Origin of the sequence: Aeromonas sp. QDB23 (genome assembly GCF_027707745.1) — a bacterium.
Classification (GTDB): domain Bacteria; phylum Pseudomonadota; class Gammaproteobacteria; order Enterobacterales; family Aeromonadaceae; genus Aeromonas; species Aeromonas allosaccharophila.
Genome location: NZ_JAPCJA010000019.1, coordinates 55,309 through 74,696, shown reverse-complemented (window position 1 = coordinate 74,696; position 19,388 = coordinate 55,309). Strand labels below are relative to the sequence as shown.

Annotated in this window: 14 protein-coding genes; 4 read left to right on the top strand and 10 right to left on the bottom strand. The window is 58.9% G+C overall.

The features are described from left to right. Positions 1-342: 342 nt before the first annotated feature. From ppiD to tig, 6 genes are all read right to left on the bottom strand, one after another. Positions 343-2,256, bottom strand: a complete 1,914-nt coding sequence (gene ppiD / locus PG888_RS10555; protein ID WP_182939497.1) for a peptidylprolyl isomerase — start codon at positions 2,254-2,256, stop codon at positions 343-345. A 150-nt stretch (positions 2,257-2,406) separates the two neighbouring features. After that, the gene (gene hupB / locus PG888_RS10550; protein WP_005315375.1) at positions 2,407-2,679 is read right to left on the bottom strand and encodes a nucleoid-associated protein HU-beta; all 273 of its coding nucleotides are present in this window, start codon (positions 2,677-2,679) and stop codon (positions 2,407-2,409) included. Between the two features lie 240 nt (positions 2,680-2,919). Further along, positions 2,920-5,274 carry an endopeptidase La gene (gene lon / locus PG888_RS10545; protein ID WP_182939496.1) on the bottom strand — a complete coding sequence of 785 codons (2,355 nt, stop codon included), beginning with the start codon at positions 5,272-5,274 and terminating at the stop codon, positions 2,920-2,922. Between the two features lie 141 nt (positions 5,275-5,415). Continuing rightward, positions 5,416-6,690, bottom strand: coding sequence for an ATP-dependent protease ATP-binding subunit ClpX (clpX, locus tag PG888_RS10540; protein WP_005336977.1), 1,275 nt, complete (start codon positions 6,688-6,690; stop codon positions 5,416-5,418). A gap of 70 nt (positions 6,691-6,760) precedes the next feature. After that, positions 6,761-7,384 (bottom strand): ATP-dependent Clp endopeptidase proteolytic subunit ClpP, encoded by a 624-nt coding sequence (gene clpP / locus PG888_RS10535; RefSeq protein WP_042062813.1) that lies wholly within the window; start codon positions 7,382-7,384, stop codon positions 6,761-6,763. A gap of 86 nt (positions 7,385-7,470) precedes the next feature. Further along, positions 7,471-8,781 (bottom strand): trigger factor, encoded by a 1,311-nt coding sequence (tig, locus tag PG888_RS10530; protein ID WP_042062814.1) that lies wholly within the window; start codon positions 8,779-8,781, stop codon positions 7,471-7,473. A 441-nt stretch (positions 8,782-9,222) separates the two neighbouring features. On the opposite strand from tig, the gene PG888_RS10525 reads away from it, so the two are divergent. Together PG888_RS10525 and yfbR are read left to right on the top strand one after the other, a co-directional pair. Then, positions 9,223-9,657, top strand: coding sequence for a YccF domain-containing protein (locus PG888_RS10525; RefSeq protein ID WP_042062816.1), 435 nt, complete (start codon positions 9,223-9,225; stop codon positions 9,655-9,657). A gap of 92 nt (positions 9,658-9,749) precedes the next feature. Continuing rightward, positions 9,750-10,340: a 5'-deoxynucleotidase gene (gene yfbR, locus PG888_RS10520; protein ID WP_182939495.1), complete on the top strand. Its 591-nt coding sequence runs from the start codon at positions 9,750-9,752 to the stop codon at positions 10,338-10,340. An 88-nt stretch (positions 10,341-10,428) separates the two neighbouring features. On the opposite strand, the gene lolE is transcribed toward yfbR, so the two are convergent. The 3 genes from lolE to PG888_RS10505 all read right to left on the bottom strand — a co-directional run bounded on the left by lolE (position 10,429) and on the right by PG888_RS10505 (position 13,692). Continuing rightward, positions 10,429-11,670, bottom strand: coding sequence for a lipoprotein-releasing ABC transporter permease subunit LolE (lolE, locus tag PG888_RS10515; RefSeq protein WP_182939494.1), 1,242 nt, complete (start codon positions 11,668-11,670; stop codon positions 10,429-10,431). Next, complete coding sequence (lolD, locus tag PG888_RS10510) at positions 11,670-12,368, bottom strand: lipoprotein-releasing ABC transporter ATP-binding protein LolD (RefSeq protein WP_075112992.1); 699 nt, start codon at positions 12,366-12,368, stop codon at positions 11,670-11,672. The genes lolE and lolD overlap by 1 nt, the downstream gene beginning before the upstream one ends. Positions 12,369-12,456: 88 nt before the next feature. Then, positions 12,457-13,692 carry a lipoprotein-releasing ABC transporter permease subunit gene (locus PG888_RS10505; RefSeq protein ID WP_058051813.1) on the bottom strand — a complete coding sequence of 412 codons (1,236 nt, stop codon included), beginning with the start codon at positions 13,690-13,692 and terminating at the stop codon, positions 12,457-12,459. Between the two features lie 76 nt (positions 13,693-13,768). Here PG888_RS10505 and PG888_RS10500 point away from each other — a divergent pair, with 76 nt between their 5' ends. Together PG888_RS10500 and mfd are read left to right on the top strand one after the other, a co-directional pair. Continuing rightward, positions 13,769-14,344, top strand: a complete 576-nt coding sequence (locus PG888_RS10500) for a hypothetical protein (RefSeq protein ID WP_042062821.1) — start codon at positions 13,769-13,771, stop codon at positions 14,342-14,344. Between the two features lie 56 nt (positions 14,345-14,400). Continuing rightward, entirely contained in the window at positions 14,401-17,868 is a 3,468-nt protein-coding gene (mfd, locus tag PG888_RS10495) for a transcription-repair coupling factor (RefSeq protein ID WP_182939733.1), read from the top strand. Positions 17,869-18,085: 217 nt separating this feature from the next. On the opposite strand, the gene fbp is transcribed toward mfd, so the two are convergent. Further along, on the bottom strand, positions 18,086-19,120 hold the full coding sequence (gene fbp, locus PG888_RS10490) for a class 1 fructose-bisphosphatase (protein ID WP_005336993.1): 1,035 nt from the start codon (positions 19,118-19,120) through the stop codon (positions 18,086-18,088). Between the last annotated feature and the right edge of the window lie 268 nt (positions 19,121-19,388).

The window sequence follows — 19,388 nt, the reverse complement described above, 5'->3', positions numbered from 1 at the left end:
CCGATGTGGAGCGGGTGATGTCACTTTGTAGCCGAGATTGGATAAAACTGACCTAATGTTTAATCCGATTGGTATAACCGCTACCCTGCACACGCTAGCAATGACAAACCGGCACCTATGTGCCGGTTTTTTTTATATCCCGTTTTTTATGACGACGGATATGGCGTATGACCCAGGAACGGCCACAGCAAGCCACAGAACAAAGCGGAAACTGTAGAGAGAGAGCAGAGAGCAGAGAGCAGAGAGCAGAGAGCAGAGAGCAGAGCTTGAATATCGCCCTCACCCACAGATAAAAAAACGGCTCCATCAAGGAGCCGTTTTCAGTGGATTGCGCGGTGCCGATTACTCGACTGTGGCTTCCACACTGGTGAAGTACTCGATCTTGGCCGCTTTGCGCAGCTCGTCGATCAGAGACTTGTAACTCACCTGAGCTTTGCCCTGACCCAGCTGACCTTGCAGCATGGCGGCCATGCCGGATGCGGCGGCCGGGACGTTAACCTTGTCCAGGGCAACCACCACGCGGTCACCATTGGTCTCGGCAACCAGTGCCACGCTCGGCTTGCCGTCGATCGGATGGGGCAGTGTGAACGCCTGGGCAATCAGGTTCTGATCCAGCTCGCGATCGAAGCGGGCAACCCCTTTGTGGGTCTCCACTTTCAGACCGAGGGCGGTCAGATCGGCAGTGATGCTCTCACCGACCTTCAGCTTGTCCAGCAGGCCCTGCGCCTTGCCACGGGCCACTTCACCGGCCTTATCATGCTTGATGGCGGCAATCACCTGCTCTTTCACTTCAGCCAACGGCTTGACGGCTTTGGGCTGGTGACCGGTGATGTGCAGCACCAGCGCCTTGCCATCCGCCAGCTCGATCACGTCGGAGTTGGTGTTGTCATCGCGCAGCTGCTCGGAGAACGCCACGGAAAGCACCTTGGGATCGTTCAGCGGAGCCGGGGCGCTCGCCTGGGTGAAGAAATCGGAAGATTGTACCTTCATCCCCATGGCGTCAGCGGTCAGGTCCAGCGAGTCCGGGTTCTCGAAGCTGTTGTCAGCCATCTTCTGCTGCTCGGCGAAGAACAGCTCCTTGGCCTTGTCAGCTTGCAGACGCGTGATGGTCTCTTCCTTCACATCGGCAAACGGCTTGGTCTGGGCAGCTTCAACCCCCAGCAGCTTGATGATGTGGAAACCGAACGGGCTCTTCACCACGGTGGAGAGATCACCCGCCTTGTTCAGGGCGAAGGCGGCTTTTTCGAAGGCAGGATCCATCACCCCTTTCTCGAACCAGTCCAGCTCGCCGCCTTTTTTGGCGGAGAAGGTATCGGCAGAGTCAGCCTTGGCCAGCGCAGCGAAATCATCACCCGCCTTGGCTTTGGCCAGCACGGCTTCTGCCTTCTGCTCGGCGGCTTTCTCGTCCTTGCCAAACGGGATCAGGATGTGAGCCACATGACGACGCTCGGCACGCTGGAACAGATCCTGGTGCTGATCGTAGTAATCCTGGGCATCCTGCTCGGTGACCTTGATGTCCTTGGCGAGGTTGGCAGCGTCCAGCAGCAGATAGTCGACCTTGACCTGTTCGTCGTTCATGAAACGGGCGCCATTGGTCTTGTAGTACTGCTCCAGCTCGTTGTCAGAGACCTGAACATCATCCACATAATTGGCGGCGGCCAGACGCACCAGACGCAGATCGCGAGTCTGGTTGTAGAGCTTGTCGAGCTGCTCCGCTTCACCCTTGAGGGAGAATTCGGTGCCCAGCAGGGCGCCCATCAGCTGTTGACGCACCATGTCCTGACGCAGAGAGTCACGGAACATTTCGGGAGTCATACCGGCACGACGGATCAGTTGCAGATAGCGGTCATTGTTGAACTTGCCGTTTTCGGCAAACTCGGGCATCTCCACGATGGCTTGCTTGATCTGCTCGTCGCTGATGCGCAGACCCAGTTCACGGGCCTTGCTGTCCAGCAACGCCTGATCGATCAACCGATCCAGCACGCCACGGCGGAACTGTTTCATGTAATCGGGGTTCGCGGCCAGCTGGCTGAATGCCTCTCCCATCTGGGATTCCATGCGGGCGCGCTCGTTACGGTAGGCATTTTCCAGTGCCGCAGCACTGATCTCGGTGCCATTGACGGTGGCGGGGGCGGTACGGGCCGGGCCGTTCAGGTAGCTACCTACACCAGCCAAGGCAAAGGAGAGGATGATCAGGCCCAAGATAACCTTGGCTACCTTGCCCTGCGCCCCTTCGCGTAGTTTATCCAACATCATGTTTGTACTTATGCTCCCGAACTCGATGGGCGTAAACAATAAAAAGGCGCACCGATTGCGATGCGCCTTGGTCAATCAGTATGAGAGAAGACTCTCTAACTTGTCTGGTCTGCGACCAAGGACGGTAGCCGACAGATATCAGCGCCCGACTTAGTTAACAGCGTCTTTCAGGGCCTTACCGGCTTTGAAGGCAGGAACTTTACCAGCAGCGATTTCGATGGTCGCGCCAGTTTGCGGGTTACGGCCAGAACGGGCAGCACGCTCACGCACAGCGAAAGTGCCGAAACCAACCAGAGCTACCTGGTCACCCTCTTTCAGAGCTTCACCTACAGCATCAATGAAGGCATCCAACGCACGGCCAGCAGCAGCCTTGGAGATATCAGCACCGTCTGCAATCTTGTCAATCAGTTGAGATTTATTCACTCTTATATTCCCCTTTTATCGAACACCGCTGCGGCGCTGATTTCCCTGGCCACAACAAGTGGAGGTTTTATAGCAAGCCTCCTGATCAGTTGCAAGTGACAATCTGGCGCAAACCCGCGCCACACAACGTATTGCGACTCATCACGAGTACCCGATCGGTGGTCAAGGCTACTTCCGTTATCGGGCGCATGCAAGCCTTAACCACCCACCGAATGCGCCAAATTTGCGGCGCATCAACATTTACACGACAGAAACGCGTTCAAACCCCTGTGGATTGTCCTGCAACGCCAGTTCCAGCACCTCGTCAATCCAGCGAACCGGATAAATTTCAAGGTCTTGTTTGACGTTTGCCGGGATCTCCTCAAGGTCACGCTCGTTCTCTTTCGGAATAAGCACTCGCTTGATGCCGCCACGATGAGCTGCCAGCAACTTCTCCTTGAGACCACCGATGGGCAGCACTTCGCCGCGCAAGGTGATCTCCCCTGTCATGGCCACATCCGCACGAACCGGATTACCGGTCAAGCTGGAGACCAGGGCGGTACACATGGCGATACCGGCACTCGGACCATCTTTCGGGGTTGCCCCTTCCGGTACGTGCACATGGATATCGCGCTTCTCGTAGAAGTCGGCGTTGATACGCAACTTCTCGGCTCGAGTCCGTACCACCGTCATGGCCGCCTGGATAGACTCCTGCATCACTTCACCGAGCGAACCGGTATAAGTGAGCTTGCCCTTGCCAGGCATGTTGGTGGTCTCGATGGTGAGCAGATCGCCACCCACTTCGGTCCACGCCAAGCCGCATACCTGACCAACCTGGTTCTGGTCGGTGGCCTTGCCGTAATCGAACCGCTGTACCCCGAGGAACTCCTTGAGGTTGGCCTGATTGACCTGAACATGCTTGATGCTCTTGTCCAGCAGGATGCGCTTGACCGCCTTGCGACAAATCTTGGAGATCTCGCGCTCCAGACTCCGTACCCCCGCCTCGCGGGTGTAGTAACGGATCACCCCGACCAACGCTGAATCCTCAATGGTGATCTCGGACTCTTTCAGGCCGTTGCGCTGGATCTGCTTGGCAACCAGATGCTGCTTGGCAATGTTGAGCTTCTCATCTTCGGTGTAACCGGAGAGACGGATCACTTCCATCCGGTCCAACAACGGACCCGGGATGTTCATGGAGTTGGAGGTGGCCACGAACATCACGTCCGACAGGTCATAATCCACTTCCAGGTAGTGATCGTTGAAGCTGTTGTTCTGTTCCGGATCGAGCACTTCCAGCAAGGCAGACGCGGGATCGCCACGCATGTCCGAGCTCATCTTGTCGATCTCGTCGAGCAGGAACAGCGGGTTCTTCACGCCGACTTTCGCCATCTTCTGGATGAGCTTGCCTGGCATGGAACCGATATAGGTACGACGGTGACCGCGGATCTCCGCCTCGTCACGCACCCCACCGAGGGCCATCCGCACATATTTGCGGCCAGTCGCCTTGGCGATGGATTGGCCCAACGAGGTCTTGCCCACACCGGGAGGGCCAACCAGACAGAGGATGGGGCCCTTGAGCTTGTTCACCCGCGCCTGTACCGCCAGATATTCGAGAATGCGATCCTTGACCTTCTCCAGGCCATAGTGATCGGCATCCAGTACCTCTTGCGCCTTGCCCAGATCTTTCTTGACCTTGGAGCGCGCCTTCCACGGCACCTGAACCATCCAGTCCACATAGCTGCGAACTACGGTAGCCTCGGCGGACATGGGCGACATCATTTTCAACTTGGCAAGCTCGGCCTGCGCCTTTTCACGGGCATCTTCCGGCATGCCAGCCTCTTCAATCTTGCGATTGAGCGCTTCAAACTCATCCGGGCTGTCTTCCAGCTCACCCAGCTCTTTCTGAATGGCCTTCATCTGCTCGTTGAGGTAATACTCGCGCTGGCTCTTTTCCATCTGCTTCTTGACGCGCGTGCGGATGCGCTTCTCGACCTGCAGCAGGTCAATCTCCGACTCCATCATCGCCATCAGGAATTCGATGCGCTCGGAGACCGAAACGATCTCCAATACCTTCTGCTTGTCTTCCAGCTTGAGCGGCATATGGGCCGCCATGGTGTCGGCCAGGCGCGCAGCATCGTCGATCGCCGAAATCGAGGTGAGCACCTCGGGCGGGATCTTCTTGTTGAGCTTGATATAGCCTTCAAACTGGCCGATGGCAGAGCGAACCAGGACTTCCTGATCCTTCTCCTCAATGGCTTGGGAGGGGATGTACTGGGCCTCGCAGACAAAGAAATCCTTGTCGTCGATCATCCGCTCCAGGCGGGCGCGCTGCCCCCCCTCTACCAGCACCTTGACGGTGCCGTCCGGCAGCTTGAGCATCTGCAGAATATTGGCCACTGTCCCGACGGTGAAGATCTCCTCCACGGTCGGCTCATCGGTTGACGCATCCTTCTGGGCCACCAGCAGAACTTTCTTGTCCTGCTCCATGGCCGCTTCCAGACAGCGAATGGATTTTTCCCGCCCCACAAAGAGTGGAATGACCATGTGGGGATAAACCACCACGTCACGAAGAGGCAGGACGGGAATCTCGATGCGTTCTGAACGCTCTAGGTTCATATATGTCCTCTCGGCTTGTTATACCGTTGGCAAAGCGCTTGGCTGAGTATATGGGGGCGCAGAGATGAGATTCAATCGCCGAAACCGTAAAAAGCATGAAAGGGGCAAAAAGCCCCTTCCATTTGATTAAAAATCAGACATTTACTCTGATGCAGCAGCCTGGGTCTCGGGATTTTCGTAGATCATCAAGGGCGCGGAGTCCCCTTTGATCACGGTCTCGTCGATCACCACCTTGCTGACCCCTTCCAGAGAAGGCAGGTCATACATGGTATCCAGCAGCACAGCTTCCACAATGGAACGCAGACCACGAGCACCGGTTTTACGCTCCATCGCCTTGCGGGCAATGGCGTTGAGTGCGTCGTCACGGAACTCCAGCTCGACCCCTTCCAGATCAAACAACGCAGCATACTGTTTGGTCAGCGCGTTTTTCGGCTCTTTCAGGATCTGGATGAGAGCAGACTCGTCCAGTTCGGTCAGGGTCGCGACCACAGGCAGACGGCCGATGAACTCGGGGATCAGACCATATTTGATCAGATCTTCCGGCTCCACCTTGGCGAAGGTCTCGCTCAGGGTGGCCTTGGCATCCTTGGATTTCACCTCGGCGCCAAAACCGATACCGGTTCCCTTCACGGAACGCTGCTCGATCACCTTGTCCAGACCGGCAAAGGCACCGCCACAGATGAAGAGGATCTTGGAGGTATCAACCTGCAAGAACTCCTGCTGCGGATGCTTGCGACCACCTTGCGGCGGCACGGAAGCGATGGTCCCTTCGATCAGCTTGAGCAGTGCCTGCTGTACCCCTTCCCCGGAGACATCGCGGGTGATGGAGGGGTTGTCCGACTTGCGGGAGATCTTGTCGATCTCGTCGATATAGACGATGCCACGCTGGGCCTTCTCTACGTCGTAGTCGCACTTTTGCAGCAGCTTCTGGATGATGTTCTCCACGTCCTCGCCCACATAACCGGCTTCGGTCAGGGTGGTCGCATCGGCCATGGTGAACGGCACATCCAGCAGACGAGCCAGGGTCTCGGCCAGCAGGGTCTTGCCGCTACCGGTCGGGCCAATCAGCAGGATGTTGGATTTGCCGAGCTCCACACCACTGTTTTCGCCGCTGTTACGCAGACGCTTGTAGTGGTTGTAAACCGCAACGGCCAACACCTTCTTGGCGTACTCCTGCCCGATCACATAGTCATCGAGATGAGCGCGGATCTGATGAGGGGTCGGCAGCTCGTTACCATCGCGCTTGGGCGAGATCTCGCGGATCTCTTCGCGGATGATGTCGTTGCACAGCTCGACGCACTCATCACATATGTAGACGGAAGGGCCAGCGATCAGCTTGCGCACTTCATGCTGGCTTTTGCCGCAAAAAGAGCAGTAGAGCAGCTTATCACCCTCACCCTTGCGTTTTTCTGTCATTCAGCAACCTCGTTTTATCAATAGAGGATGGATCGGCCTGTTGAGTTTACAACAGACCGGGACACCCTGCTCAGCTACGCTGGCTCAGGACACCGTCTACCAGACCATAGGCCACGGCCTGCTCGGCGGACATGAAGTTGTCACGATCGGTGTCACGCTCGATGGTAGCCATGTCCTGACCGGTATGGAACGCCAGACGCTCGTTCAGGGTATTTTTGATCTTCAGGATCTCCTGGGCGTGGATCTGGATATCAGATGCCTGACCCTGGAAGCCACCCAGCGGCTGGTGGATCATCACGCGAGCGTTCGGCAGGCAGAAACGCTTGCCCTTGGCGCCACCGGCCAGCAGGAAGGCGCCCATGGAGCAGGCCTGACCCATGCAGACGGTGCTGACATCCGGCTTGATGAACTGCATGGTGTCATAGATAGACATGCCCGCAGTCACCGAACCACCCGGTGAGTTGATGTAGATATAGATGTCCTTGTCCGGATTCTCGGACTCGAGGAACAGCAGTTGGGCAACCACCAGATTGGCCATCTGATCTTCAACCTGACCGGTCAGGAAGATCACCCGCTCTTTCAGCAGACGGGAGTAAATATCGTAGGAACGTTCACCCTTGGCAGTCTGCTCTACCACCATCGGGATGAGTGCATTGCGTGGGGATTCGGTTACATCGTTATAGTTTTTATACATAAGGCATTGTCCCTAAAATAAAATGGCCCGAGTGGAGATCACACGAGCCATTATACTTAACAGTCTTGACCTTAAGTCAAATGTTCTTAGGCAGCGGCGCCAGACTTGTTGATCACGTCGTCAAAGGCAACTTCTTTTTCGGTCACTTGCGCTTTGGACAGGATCAGGTCGATGGCTTGATCTTCAACTGCCAGGTTACGAACGCCGTTCAGCATCTGCTCGTTCTTCTGGTAGTACTCGATCACTTCCTTCGGATCTTCGTAGGCAGTCGCCATAGACTCGATGATGCTGGTTACGCGGGCATCGTCAGCCTTGATCTCGTTGGTGCGGATCACGTCGCCCAGCAGCAGGCCAACGCGCACACGACGCTCGGCTTGAGCTTGGAACAGTTCAGCCGGCAGCTCGGGTGCGTTGCCGCCCTGGAAACCACCGAAACGCTGCAGTGCCTGTTGACGCAGGGTATCGATCTCTTGAGCAACAGCGGCCTTCGGCAGGTCGATCATGTTGGCTTCAACCAGACCGTTCAGAACCTGCTCTTTCACGCTGTTTTTCAGGGCTTGAGCCAGTTCGCGCTCCATGTTCTTGCGCACTTCGGCTTTCAGCTCTTCAACAGAACCGCTTTCGATACCGAAACGCTTGACGAACTCTTCGGTCAGCTCAGGCAGGATCTGCTCTTCAACCTTGATCAGCTTGGAAGCGAACTTGGCTTCTTTGCCTTTCAGGTTTTCAGCGTGGTAGTCAGCCGGGAAGGTCACTTCGATGGTGAACTCGTCGCCTGCTTTCTTGCCCATGATGGCGTCTTCGAAGCCCGGGATCATGCGGCCAGCGCCCAGCACCAGGTTGAAGCCTTCAGCTTTGCCGCCGTCGAACTCTTCACCGTCGATGGAACCGACGAAGTCCAGGGTCACACGCATGCCATTGGCAGCGGCAACATCGGCATCAGCCCAGGTAGCGTGCTGCTTGCGCAGGGTGTCGATCATGTTGGCCAGATCTTCATCCTTCACGGTCGCAACCGGCTTCTCGACCTTGATGGTCTCGAGACCCGCAACTTCGAACTCCGGGTACACTTCGAAGGTGGCGGTGAATTCGAAATCCTGACCTTCCTGGATCTCTTTCGGATCCATGGTCGGGGCACCGGCCGGGCTCAGTTTGTTTTCGATGATGGCTTTGATGAAGTTGCTCTGCATCATTTCATCAGCAACGCGGGCGTGAGCCATGGCGCCGAACATCTTCTTGATGATGGCAACCGGAGCCTTGCCAGGACGGAAACCGTCGATGCGACGAGTTTTGGCCAGGCCATTCAATTCTTTACGCACAGCGGCGTCTACGGTAGCGGCCGGTACAGTGATGGTAAGACGGCGTTCCAGACCCTGGGTTGTCTCTACAGAAACTTGCATTCTTCTACCTCGTTCAACTCAGCACTGTGTGCTGACCCTTATTGCCCCTGGGCAAAGCCCGGAGTCTTCCTGTTTATAAAGACAACAATATGTCTTTGTGATGAGAAAATATGACGCGGCATTATAGCGGCGCACTTTGGTCGAGTCGAGCCACACATCCCCCACATTGAGCGGCGTGAAAGCACAATTCGTGCAAAACTGCCCTTTATATGGGGAGAGAGGCACCCGACTTCAACCATCCGGTGACGATAATTTTGCGTTTGTTCACCTTTTTTCAGCCGAATGTCGATTTATTACCCATTTTTCGCCGCAAAACGGGCCTCTGTCGCGGGCGGCGACTTAATTTGTCCAGCCAAATGGCGATTGACCCAATCAACCATTGCGTCCCCTGCCCTCCCTCGTTATGGTGGCAGCCAAATTGATGTATCTGGAGTCACTCACATGGCCTTTTTCCGCTTCTTGTTCAATCTGCTCTGGTTTGTACTGGGAGGTATCTTTATGGGCCTGGCCTGGTGGCTGGCCGGTCTTATCTGCTTTATCTCGCTGGTCGGCATCCCCTGGGGACGCGCCTGCTTCGTGATCGGCACCTTTACCTTCTTCCCGTTTGGCAAGCAGGCGGTCAATCGCAAGACCATGACCGGCCAGAGCGATATCGGCACCGGCACCCTGGGGCTGATTGGCAACATCCTCTGGTTCGTGCTGATCGGCATCTGGCTGGCCATCGGCCACATCGCTTCCGCGCTGGCCTGCTTCGTGACCATTATCGGTATCCCGTTCGGTATTCAGCACCTCAAGCTGGCACTGATCAGCCTGGCCCCCATCGGCCAGATGATTGTGACCAACCACGAGGCGGAATCGGGTCGCTATATCCGCTAACTGCAGGAAATGCGCGGGCAGACGCTGCCTTGCAACGAAAAAAAGGGCAGACTGGGGTCTGCCCTTTTCTATTCTCTTTTGTTGAGGCCATCATGTTACCCAGCCACTTTTTCGCCAATCTCGCCCGCATGAAGCTCATCTACCGCTGGCCCCTGATGCGCAACATCCAGCCCGAAAATATCGCCGAGCACAGCCTGCAGGTCGCTATGGTGGCCCATGCCCTCGGCATCATCAAAAACCGGCTGTTTGGCGGCAGCGTGCATGCCGACCGCGCCGCCGTGATGGCGCTCTATCACGACAGTAGCGAGGTGCTGACCGGCGATCTGCCCACCCCGGTAAAATACTTCAACCCCGAAATTGCCCGCGAGTACAAAAAGATAGAGCTGGCCGCCGAGCAGCGTCTGCTGGCCATGCTGCCACCTGAGCTGGTCGAGGACTTTCGCCCGCTGCTCGATTCGGCAGCCCTGGATGGCGAGCTGGCTCGACTGGTGAAAGATGCCGACACCCTCTGCGCCTATACCAAGTGTCTGGAGGAGATCAACGCGGGCAACCGGGAGTTTGAACCGGCTCGCAAGCGCCTCGAGGCCATGCTGGAAGCGCGGATGAGCGAGGAGATGCGCTACTTTATCGACACTTTTGTGGCCAGCTTCTCCCTGCCACTCGATGAGCTGAACGCCCACTAAGCCAGTCCACATGACCTGAAAACAGCAGGGCCCGCCGGTTTGCACTGGCGGGCCCTTCGTTCTTTATCATCGGATCAGATGCCGCGCATCAGTGACCCAGCTCGCGGGACGGCACCAGACCGCTCGCCCGCCAGGCGGGATAGAGGGTCGCCAGCAGGCTCATCAGAATGGCGGCGCCCGTCACGATGAGCAGATCCTGCATATGCAACTCGGTCGGCAAGAAGTCGATGAAGTAGATATCCGGATTGAGGAAGCGGTGGCCGATGAGCTTTTCAATAACGCCCAGGATCTGGGTCAGCTTGCTGGAGAGCAGCCCACCCAGCAGGGCGCCAAGCAGGGCACCGGCCACGCCGTTGACCATCCCCTGAATGACGAAGGTAAGCCGGATCTGGCCGGGGCTCGCTCCCATGGTCTTCAGGATGGCGATCTCGCTGCGCTTTTCGTTCACCGCCATCACCAGGGTGGAGACGATGTTGAAACAGGCGACGGCCACCACCATCAGCATCACCACATACATGACGGTACGCACCATCTGGATGTCCTGATAGAGGTAACCCTGGCTGTTCATCCAGCTGTGGATATAGACGTGATGGGGGAACTGCTGCGCGGCAGCCACCGTGATGGATTGCGCCTTGAGCACATCGCTCACCCGCAGGCTGAAGCCCTCCACATCGCTGCCCATACCGGTGATGGTCTGGGCATCGGCCAGATGCATAAAGCCGAGCAGACCGTCGAGCTGACCGCCAATTTCCAGCAGTCCCACCACGGTCAGGGCTTCGCGCCGGGGATTCTTGATCCCGGCCTGATCGCCCCCTTGCGGCAGCAGCAGGGCGACCGAGTCCCCCACCTTGACCCCGAGCTTGTCGGCGATGGTCTTACCGAGGATCACCCCATGCTCGCCCGGTTGCAGCTCACGCAGGCCGCGGCCCGTCATGTATTTGCCCGCATCCGACAGATTGGCTTCCAGCTCCGGCAGCACGGCACGCAGCTGCACCCCCTTGAGGGCGGAGCCGTGCTCCAGCAGGCCATTGAGGCGAATGACCGGCGCGGCCGCCTCGACACCCGGCTGGGCCAGCAGGTAGTCGCGCAGACGGGGCCAATCCGGCAGCGGCCGCTCGACGGCGTCCAGCTCACCTTGCGGCACCACGGAGAGCACCCGATCTTTGAGCTCCCGCTCGAAGCCGTTCATGGCGGAGAGGCCCAGGATCAGCGCCATCACCCCGAGGGCGATACCGATCAGGGAAGAGGCAGAGATAAAGGCGATAAACCCGTTGCGACGGCGGGAGCGGCTGTAACGCAGGCCCAGAAAAAGGGGCAGCGGTTTGAACATCAGGCAACCTCCGCCATCACACCGCTCACCAAGGTCACCCGGCGATGGAGCTTGGCCGCCAGGCTCAGATCGTGGGTCACCACCACAAAGGCGGTGCCCAGTTCACGATTCAGTTCACACAGCAGTTCGTAGACAGCTGTGGCACTGGCGTGATCCAGATTGCCGGTGGGTTCGTCCGCCAATACCAGACTCGGTTCGTTGACCAGCGCCCGGGCGATCGCCACCCGCTGGCGTTCGCCACCGGAGAGCTCGGAGGGACGGTGGTTCAAGCGATGGGAGAGCCCTACCCGACCCAACATTCTGGTCGCCTTCTCGGTGGCAACCGCCACCGATTCACCGGCGATCAGCAGCGGCATGGCCGTATTTTCCAGCGCACTGAACTCGGAGAGCAGGTGATGGAACTGGTAGACAAAGCCCAGCTCGCGGTTGCGAAAACGGGCCTGGGTACGGCTGTCCCAATGGTGGATATCCTCCCCCTTGAACAGCACGGCGCCGCTGGAGGGGTTGTCCAGCGCCCCCATCAGATGCAGCAGAGTGGTCTTGCCGGAGCCCGAGCTCCCCACGACCGCCAGCATTTCACCGGGCGCGACACAGAGATCGATCCCCTTGAGCACCTGAGTCTCCAGCTCCCCCTCTTTATAGACATGATTGAGCGCCTGGCAGCGCAGCAGAGGTTCACGGGATACGGCTTCATTCATAACAGGGGCTCCACTTGCCTCGGTAACAACGCTGGCACCCGCAACAACGGGGGCACCAGTCACAACAGAAGATGCATTATTCACGGCATTACTCATAACGCAGCGCCTCAGCCGGTTTCACCCGCGCAGCGCGGGCCGCCGGATAGAGGGTGGCACTGAAGCTCAGCAGCACGGCGCCCAGCAAAATGGTGATGACCTGAGCCGGCTCGACGATGACCGGCAGACCACTGCCACCCGCCGCCATATAGAGGTTGAGCCCCACCGCATTGAGCAGGGGGTTGAGACCCAGGCTGAGCGCAAGGCCCGCCAGTCCGCCAAACAGGGCACCAATCACCCCGCTGGAGGCGCCGAGCACCATGAAGATTTTGACGATCCCCGACTCACTCATGCCCATGGTGCGCAGGATGGCCACTTCGCCCTCCTTGTCCGTCACCACCATCACCAGCGCAGAGAGGATGTTGAAGGTGGCGACGGCGATGATCAGCACCAGCATCAGCCCCATCATCCGTTTCTCCATGGCGACTGCCTGGAACAGCTCGCCCCGCTCGCGGCGCCAATCCTGCCATAACAACCCGTCCGGCAACGGTGTTTTGATCACCTCGTCGGCCGCAAAGGGATCATCGAGCCAGAGGCGAATGCCACCGACGGTTTCTGTCGGCAGGCGCAGCAGCCGCTGGGCATCACCCAGCGCGATCAACGCAATCTGGTTATCCACATCGGCGCCGACCCCGAAGATACCGGAGACGGTAAAGAGGCGCTGGGCCGGTACCCGGCCAAACGGGGTGAAGCGGGTCCCTTCGGTCAGGAGCAGACGAACCTGATCGCCGATGGAGACATTGAGGCGGCGTGCCACCCCCTGCCCCAGCACGATGCGGTAGTGACCGGCCTGCAAGGTATCGAGCCGTCCCCCCAGCATCTGGGAGTGCAGGATGTCATCCTTGGGCCAGTGCGCAGGGTCGATCCCCTGCACGCTCACCCCGGTCAGCTGGCCGGGGCTTTGCAGCATCCCTTCGCTGTCGAGCATGGGGGCCGAGGCGACCACATGGGGGAGTTTGGCCAGATCCGGCAAGCCTTGCGGGTCTGCATCAATGCGGCCAGCCTGATTGGTCACCACCACATGGGGGATCACCCCGAGGATGCGCCCTTTGAGCTGCCCTTCGAAACCGTTCATCACCGAAATGACCACCATCAGGGCGGCAACCCCGATGGCGATGCCAAAGGTAGAGAACAGGGAGATAAATGAGACGAAGCGATTGCTGCGCTTCGAGCCTGCATAACGCAGGCCGATGGCCAGCGAAAGGGGCTGAAAAAGTCCGGTCTTCAAGGATATGTACGTTGCCAACAAAATAAGATACCGGATAATAAAGGGAAACCGTCCATGACAACAAGGGATAGCCTCCATGCAGGAACAGTTCTTCAGCGTCACTCATGCCACGCCGGTCAATGTGATCCCCATGCCGGCCGACTTCCACCTCCCCTCACTGGCGGAGCTGGACGCTGAGCTGCCGGAGCCCTTTCGGATCTCCTCGGCCATTACCTCCATCGATCTGGTGACCACTCGCCTGCTGCGCAACCAGAACGAGTCGATGCACGATCTGATCGAGATCGTCAATCAGCAGTCCCGCAAGATCGACATGATCATGGGCTATGTGCTCTCCGTGCAGGACCATCCGGAGCAGCGCTTCCACACCCTGCGTTTCAGTGCCGGCCAGCTCACCTATCTGCACCCCTATCATGGTCACGGCGATGCGCCGCACCTGCACCAGATAGTGCGCCTCAAGATCTTCCTGCGGGAAGAGGCGGCCGCCATCTACTGCTATGGCCAGGTCAAGCAGCTCGACGGCAGTGAACATGGCACCCATGTGCTGCTCGACTATGTGCGGATCCGCGAAGATGACCGTGAACTGCTGGTACGTGCCAGCCTCCACGTGCAATCCAAACAGCTCAAGCTGCGCGCCCAAGAGCGTCAGCGCTAACCAGAGCGAACGTCAGCGATAGATAACGTCAACGTTAAAAGAATCGAACCATGCCAATGAAACTCCCCGCCTTGCCCGCCAAAGCGGGCCAAAAGATCACGCTCGGCCAGCTGGTCGGCAGCAGCCTCTCGCTGATTGCAGCCCGTCTCACCAGCGAAGCCAGGGGCCCGGTACTGCTTATCACCGCCGATACCCCGAGCGCCCTGCGCCTTGAGCAGGAGCTGCAGTATCTGCTGGCAGACAAGCAGCTGGCCGATCAGTCCGCGCCAGTATTGCTGTTCCCGGATTGGGAGACCCTGCCCTACGACACCTTCTCCCCTCATCAGGACATCATCTCCCAGCGGCTCGAGACCCTCTACAAACTGCCGCAGATGAGCAAGGGGGTGTTGATCGTCCCCATCTCCACCCTGATGTTGCGCTGCGCCCCCCGGGTCTATCTCGACAAATACAGCCTGATGGTGAAGGCCGGTCAGCGCCTCAATCTGCAACAGCTGCGCGGGCGGCTGGCCGAAGCGGGTTACGTTGCGGTGGATCAGGTGCTGGAGCATGGCGAGTTTGCCGCCCGCGGCTCCCTGCTCGATCTCTTCCCGATGGGCAGCAACAGCCCCTATCGCATCGACTTCTTCGATGACGAAGTGGACTCTATCCGCCCGTTCGATCCCGAGACCCAGCGCTCCAGCGAACCGGTCAAGACGGTCAGCCTGCTGCCTGCCCGGGAGTTCCCCACCGATGAGGCGGCCATCGAGCTGTTTCGCGGCCAGTTCCGCGAACAATTCGAACTGTCGCGGGCCGAGGGCTCCGTCTATCAGGAGGTGAGCAAGGGGCGCTGGCCCGCTGGCATCGAATATTATCTGCCGCTCTTCTTCAACCAGACCGCCAGCCTGTTTGACTATCTGCCGGCAGATACTCTGCTGCTCACCGTGGGGGATATCTACCCCGCCGCCCAGCGCTTCTGGAACGACATCGGCCAACGTTATGAAGACCGACGTTGGGACAATACCCGCCCCCTGCTGCCACCGGCGCAGCTCTATTTGCCGGTAGAGCAGCTCTTTGCCGCCCTTGGCAAATATGGTGCCGTACGGCTGCAAGAGGCCGCCACCGCGGGCGATGCCGGTCAGCACGATCTGCCCATCTCGGCGCTGCCCGATCTGCAACTCGATCACAGCAAGGAGCAACCCCTGCTGGCGCTCGACCAGTTCCTGCAAGGCTTTGCCGGGCGCACCCTGTTTGCGGTGGAATCCGAAGGGCGGCGGGAGGTGCTGGGCGATCTGCTGGCGCGTATCTCGCTGCAACCCAAAGAGTTCCCCTCCCTCGATGCCTTTATGGCGAGCCAGGATCGTCACGGCCTGCTGGTCGCACCGCTTGAGCGTGGCTTCCTGTGGCAGGAGGCTGATCAGGATCCATTGGCACTGATCACCGAGACCGAGCTGCTGGGCGGCAAGGTGCGCAGCAAGCGGGCGCGAGAGAAGAGCAAAAACTTAAGCTCCGATGCGGTGATCCGCAACCTCGGCGAGCTGACCCAGGGCCAGCCGGTGGTGCATCTGGATCACGGGGTTGGCCGCTATCTGGGGCTGGAGACCATCGACGCCGGTGGCCTGCCCACCGAGTTCCTCACCCTCGAATATGCCGGCGGCGACAAGCTGTTCGTGCCGGTCACCAGCTTGCACCTTATCAGCCGTTATACCGGATCGGATAACCCGCCCAGCCACAAGCTCGGCGGCGAGGCTTGGGTCAAGGCGCGGCGCAAGGCGGCGGAAAAAGTGCGCGACGTGGCGGCCGAGCTGCTGGATGTCTACGCCATACGTGCCGCCCGCGCTGGCTTTGCCTTCAAGCACGACAAAGAGGCCTATCGCCAGTTTGCCGCCAGCTTCCCGTTCGAGGAGACCGACGATCAGCTCAACGCCATCAATGCAGTGCTGGGGGACATGTGTCAGGCCAAGAGCATGGATCGGCTGGTGTGCGGCGACGTGGGCTTCGGCAAGACCGAAGTGGCGATGCGGGCGGCGTTTGTGGCCGTCCATGGCGGCAAGCAGGTCGCCGTGCTGGTGCCCACCACCCTGCTGGCGCAACAGCACTACGACAACTTCCGCGACCGCTTCGCCAACTGGCCGGTGCGGGTTGAGGTACTGAGTCGCTTCCGTTCCGCCAAAGAGCAAAATGCCGTGATGAAGGAGCTAGCCGAGGGCAAGGTCGACATCATCATCGGCACCCACAAGCTGCTCGGCTCCGAGCTCACCTTCAAGGACTTGGGGCTGCTCATCGTCGATGAGGAGCACAGATTCGGGGTGCGCCAGAAGGAGAAGATCAAGGCACTGCGGGCCGATGTGGATATCCTCACCCTCACCGCCACCCCCATTCCGCGCACCCTCAACATGGCGATGTCCGGCATGCGGGATCTCTCCATCATCGCCACCCCGCCCGCCAAGCGACTCGCCATCAAGACCTTCGTGCGCCAGCACGAACCGGCGGTGGTGCGCGAGGCGGTGCTGCGGGAACTCAAACGCGGTGGTCAGGTCTATTACCTGCACAACGACGTGGAGAGCATCGAAAAATGCGCCGCCGACCTGGCGGAGCTGGTACCCGAGGCACGCATCGGTATCGCCCACGGCCAGATGCGCGAGCGCGATCTTGAGCGGATCATGTCGGACTTCTACCACCAGCGCTTCAACCTGCTGGTCTGCACCACCATCATCGAGACCGGTATCGACGTGCCGAGCGCCAACACCATCATCATGGATCGGGCTGATCATCTCGGTCTGGCCCAGTTGCACCAGCTGCGGGGCCGGGTTGGCCGCTCTCACCATCAGGCCTATGCCTACCTGCTCACCCCCCATCCCAAGCTGATGACCAAGGATGCGGCGAAGCGGCTGGAGGCGATCGCCTCGCTCGAAGATCTCGGCGCCGGTTTTGCGCTGGCGACCCACGATCTGGAGATCCGTGGCGCAGGCGAGCTGCTCGGCGACGATCAGAGCGGCCAGATCGAATCGGTCGGCTTCACCCTCTACATGGAGATGCTGGAGCAGGCGGTCGAGGCGCTGAAAAATGGCAAGGAGCCCTCGCTGGAGCAGCTGATGAGCCAGCACACCGAGGTGGAGCTGCGCCTGCCTGCGCTGCTGCCGGACGACTATATTCCGGACGTCAACATGCGCCTCTCCATGTACAAGCGGATCGCCAGTGCGGCGGACGAGCAGGAGCTGCGCGAGCTGAAAGTGGAGCTGATCGACCGCTTTGGCCTGCTGCCGGAGGCGACCAAAACCCTGCTGGAGCTGGCAGCCTTCCGCCAGCGTGCCACCGCCCTTGGCATTCGCCGGGTGGAGATGAGCGAGCGCGGCGGCTATCTCGACTTCACCCAGGAGACCAAGGTCAATCCGGCCTATCTGGTCAAGCTGCTCTCCAGCCAGCCACGGGTCTACAAGATGGACGGGCCGACCCGGCTGCGTTTCCAGATGCCAACCCAGGATCGCGCCATGCGCCTGAAACTGGTCGATGGCTTGCTGACGGATCTGGCCAACAACAGCCTGTAGGCGGAAAGCGAAACAAAACGGGAGCCACAGTGGCTCCCGTTTTGTTTATGTTGGCTGGTGACGAACGTCTCCCTTCTCCCCTTGTGGGAGAAGGGCCGGGGATGAGGGGGGCAGTGAAAACCATTCCCCTCACCCTGCCCTCTCCCAGAGGGAGAGGGAATCGCACCGGTAAACGTTGGGCTTCGCTGCGCTCAGCACCAACCTACACCTCTGACGATCAACCCTGATTAGCCGGATCCTCGTGGGCGGAGAACTCGCGCATAAAGGCCTCGGCCCGCTCCACCATCTTGGTCGAGCCCACGAAGTAAGGGGTACGCTGGTGCAACGCAGTGGGCTGGATATCCATGATCCGGCCAAAGCCGTCGGAGGCCTTGCCACCGGCCTGCTCCACCAGAAACGCCATCGGGTTGCACTCATAGAGCAGGCGCAGCTTGCCGTTCGGTGAGTTGGTGCCGGACGGATAGATGTAGATGCCGCCCTTGAGCAGGTTACGGTGGAAATCGGAGACCAGCGAGCCGATATAGCGGGAGGTGTAGGGTCTGTGGGTCGCCTCGTCGCGCTCCTGACAATATTTCAGGTACTTCTTCACCCCGTCCGGGAACTTGATGTAGTTACCCTCGTTGATGGAGTAAATCTTGCCCTCTTCCGGAATACGGATGTTCTCGTGGGAGAGGCAGAAGCAACCGATGGAAGGGTCGTAGGTAAAGCCATTGACGCCAAAGCCGGTGGTGTAGACCAACATGGTGGAGGAGCCGTAAACCACATAACCGGCGGCGACCTGACGGTTGCCCGGTTGCAGGAAGTCCTCCAGCGTCACCGGCGAACCCTGCGGGCTCAAACGGCGGTAGATGGAGAAGATGGTCCCGACCGAGACGTTGACGTCGATATTGGAGGAGCCATCGAGCGGGTCGATCAGCACCACATACTTGGAGTTTTTGGAGAGCGGCGAGTCAAAGGCCACGAAGTCCTCTTCCTCTTCCGAGGCCATGCCGCACACCTCGCCGCGCGCTTCCAGTGCCGCCTTGAAGCGTTCGTTGGCGTAGACATCCAGCTTCTGCTGCACCTCGCCCTGTACGTTTTCTGCGCCCATGGAACCGATGATATCCGCCAGTCCCGCCTTGTTGATCTCCCGGTTCACCACCTTGGCAGCAAGGCGGATCGAGCTGAGCAACGAGGTCAGCTCGCCAGTCGCGGTAGGATAATCCGCCTGCTTTTTGACGATGAACTCACCCATGGTGATCATGTTTCGCATTTTTGTTCCTTTAGATCGCATCCGTTGGCGTTGAAAACGTTTGCAGGCATCGGCAAAAAAAATGCCGATCTCCGGCGGCCTTGATTTGTAACCTAATGTAACGTCTGTTTTTTGTTTTTGCAGCGAATTAAGCAGCCTAATAATTAGGCTATTTCAGCTGATTTTATGGTAACTGGCGCCTTTTATACGGTTTCATTCGATAACTTTTGGCCCCTTAATTCGTGGTAATAACCTGCTGCAAGCCACGATCTGACTGGCCTTGCGCCAA

Excerpts from the sequence above, each read along its gene's own strand:
- ppiD (WP_182939497.1), bottom strand. The coding sequence starts at position 2,256 with ATGATGTTGGATAAACTACGCGAAGGGGCGCAGGGCAAGGTAGCCAAG.
- lon (WP_182939496.1), bottom strand. The coding sequence starts at position 5,274 with ATGAACCTAGAGCGTTCAGAACGCATCGAGATTCCCGTCCTGCCTCTT.
- clpX (WP_005336977.1), bottom strand. The coding sequence starts at position 6,690 with ATGACAGAAAAACGCAAGGGTGAGGGTGATAAGCTGCTCTACTGCTCT.
- clpP (WP_042062813.1), bottom strand. The coding sequence starts at position 7,384 with ATGTATAAAAACTATAACGATGTAACCGAATCCCCACGCAATGCACTC.
- tig (WP_042062814.1), bottom strand. The coding sequence starts at position 8,781 with ATGCAAGTTTCTGTAGAGACAACCCAGGGTCTGGAACGCCGTCTTACC.
- PG888_RS10525 (WP_042062816.1), top strand. The coding sequence starts at position 9,223 with ATGGCCTTTTTCCGCTTCTTGTTCAATCTGCTCTGGTTTGTACTGGGA.
- yfbR (WP_182939495.1), top strand. The coding sequence starts at position 9,750 with ATGTTACCCAGCCACTTTTTCGCCAATCTCGCCCGCATGAAGCTCATC.
- lolE (WP_182939494.1), bottom strand. The coding sequence starts at position 11,670 with ATGTTCAAACCGCTGCCCCTTTTTCTGGGCCTGCGTTACAGCCGCTCC.
- lolD (WP_075112992.1), bottom strand. The coding sequence starts at position 12,368 with ATGAATGAAGCCGTATCCCGTGAACCTCTGCTGCGCTGCCAGGCGCTC.
- PG888_RS10500 (WP_042062821.1), top strand. The coding sequence starts at position 13,769 with ATGCAGGAACAGTTCTTCAGCGTCACTCATGCCACGCCGGTCAATGTG.
- mfd (WP_182939733.1), top strand. The coding sequence starts at position 14,401 with ATGAAACTCCCCGCCTTGCCCGCCAAAGCGGGCCAAAAGATCACGCTC.
- fbp (WP_005336993.1), bottom strand. The coding sequence starts at position 19,120 with ATGCGAAACATGATCACCATGGGTGAGTTCATCGTCAAAAAGCAGGCG.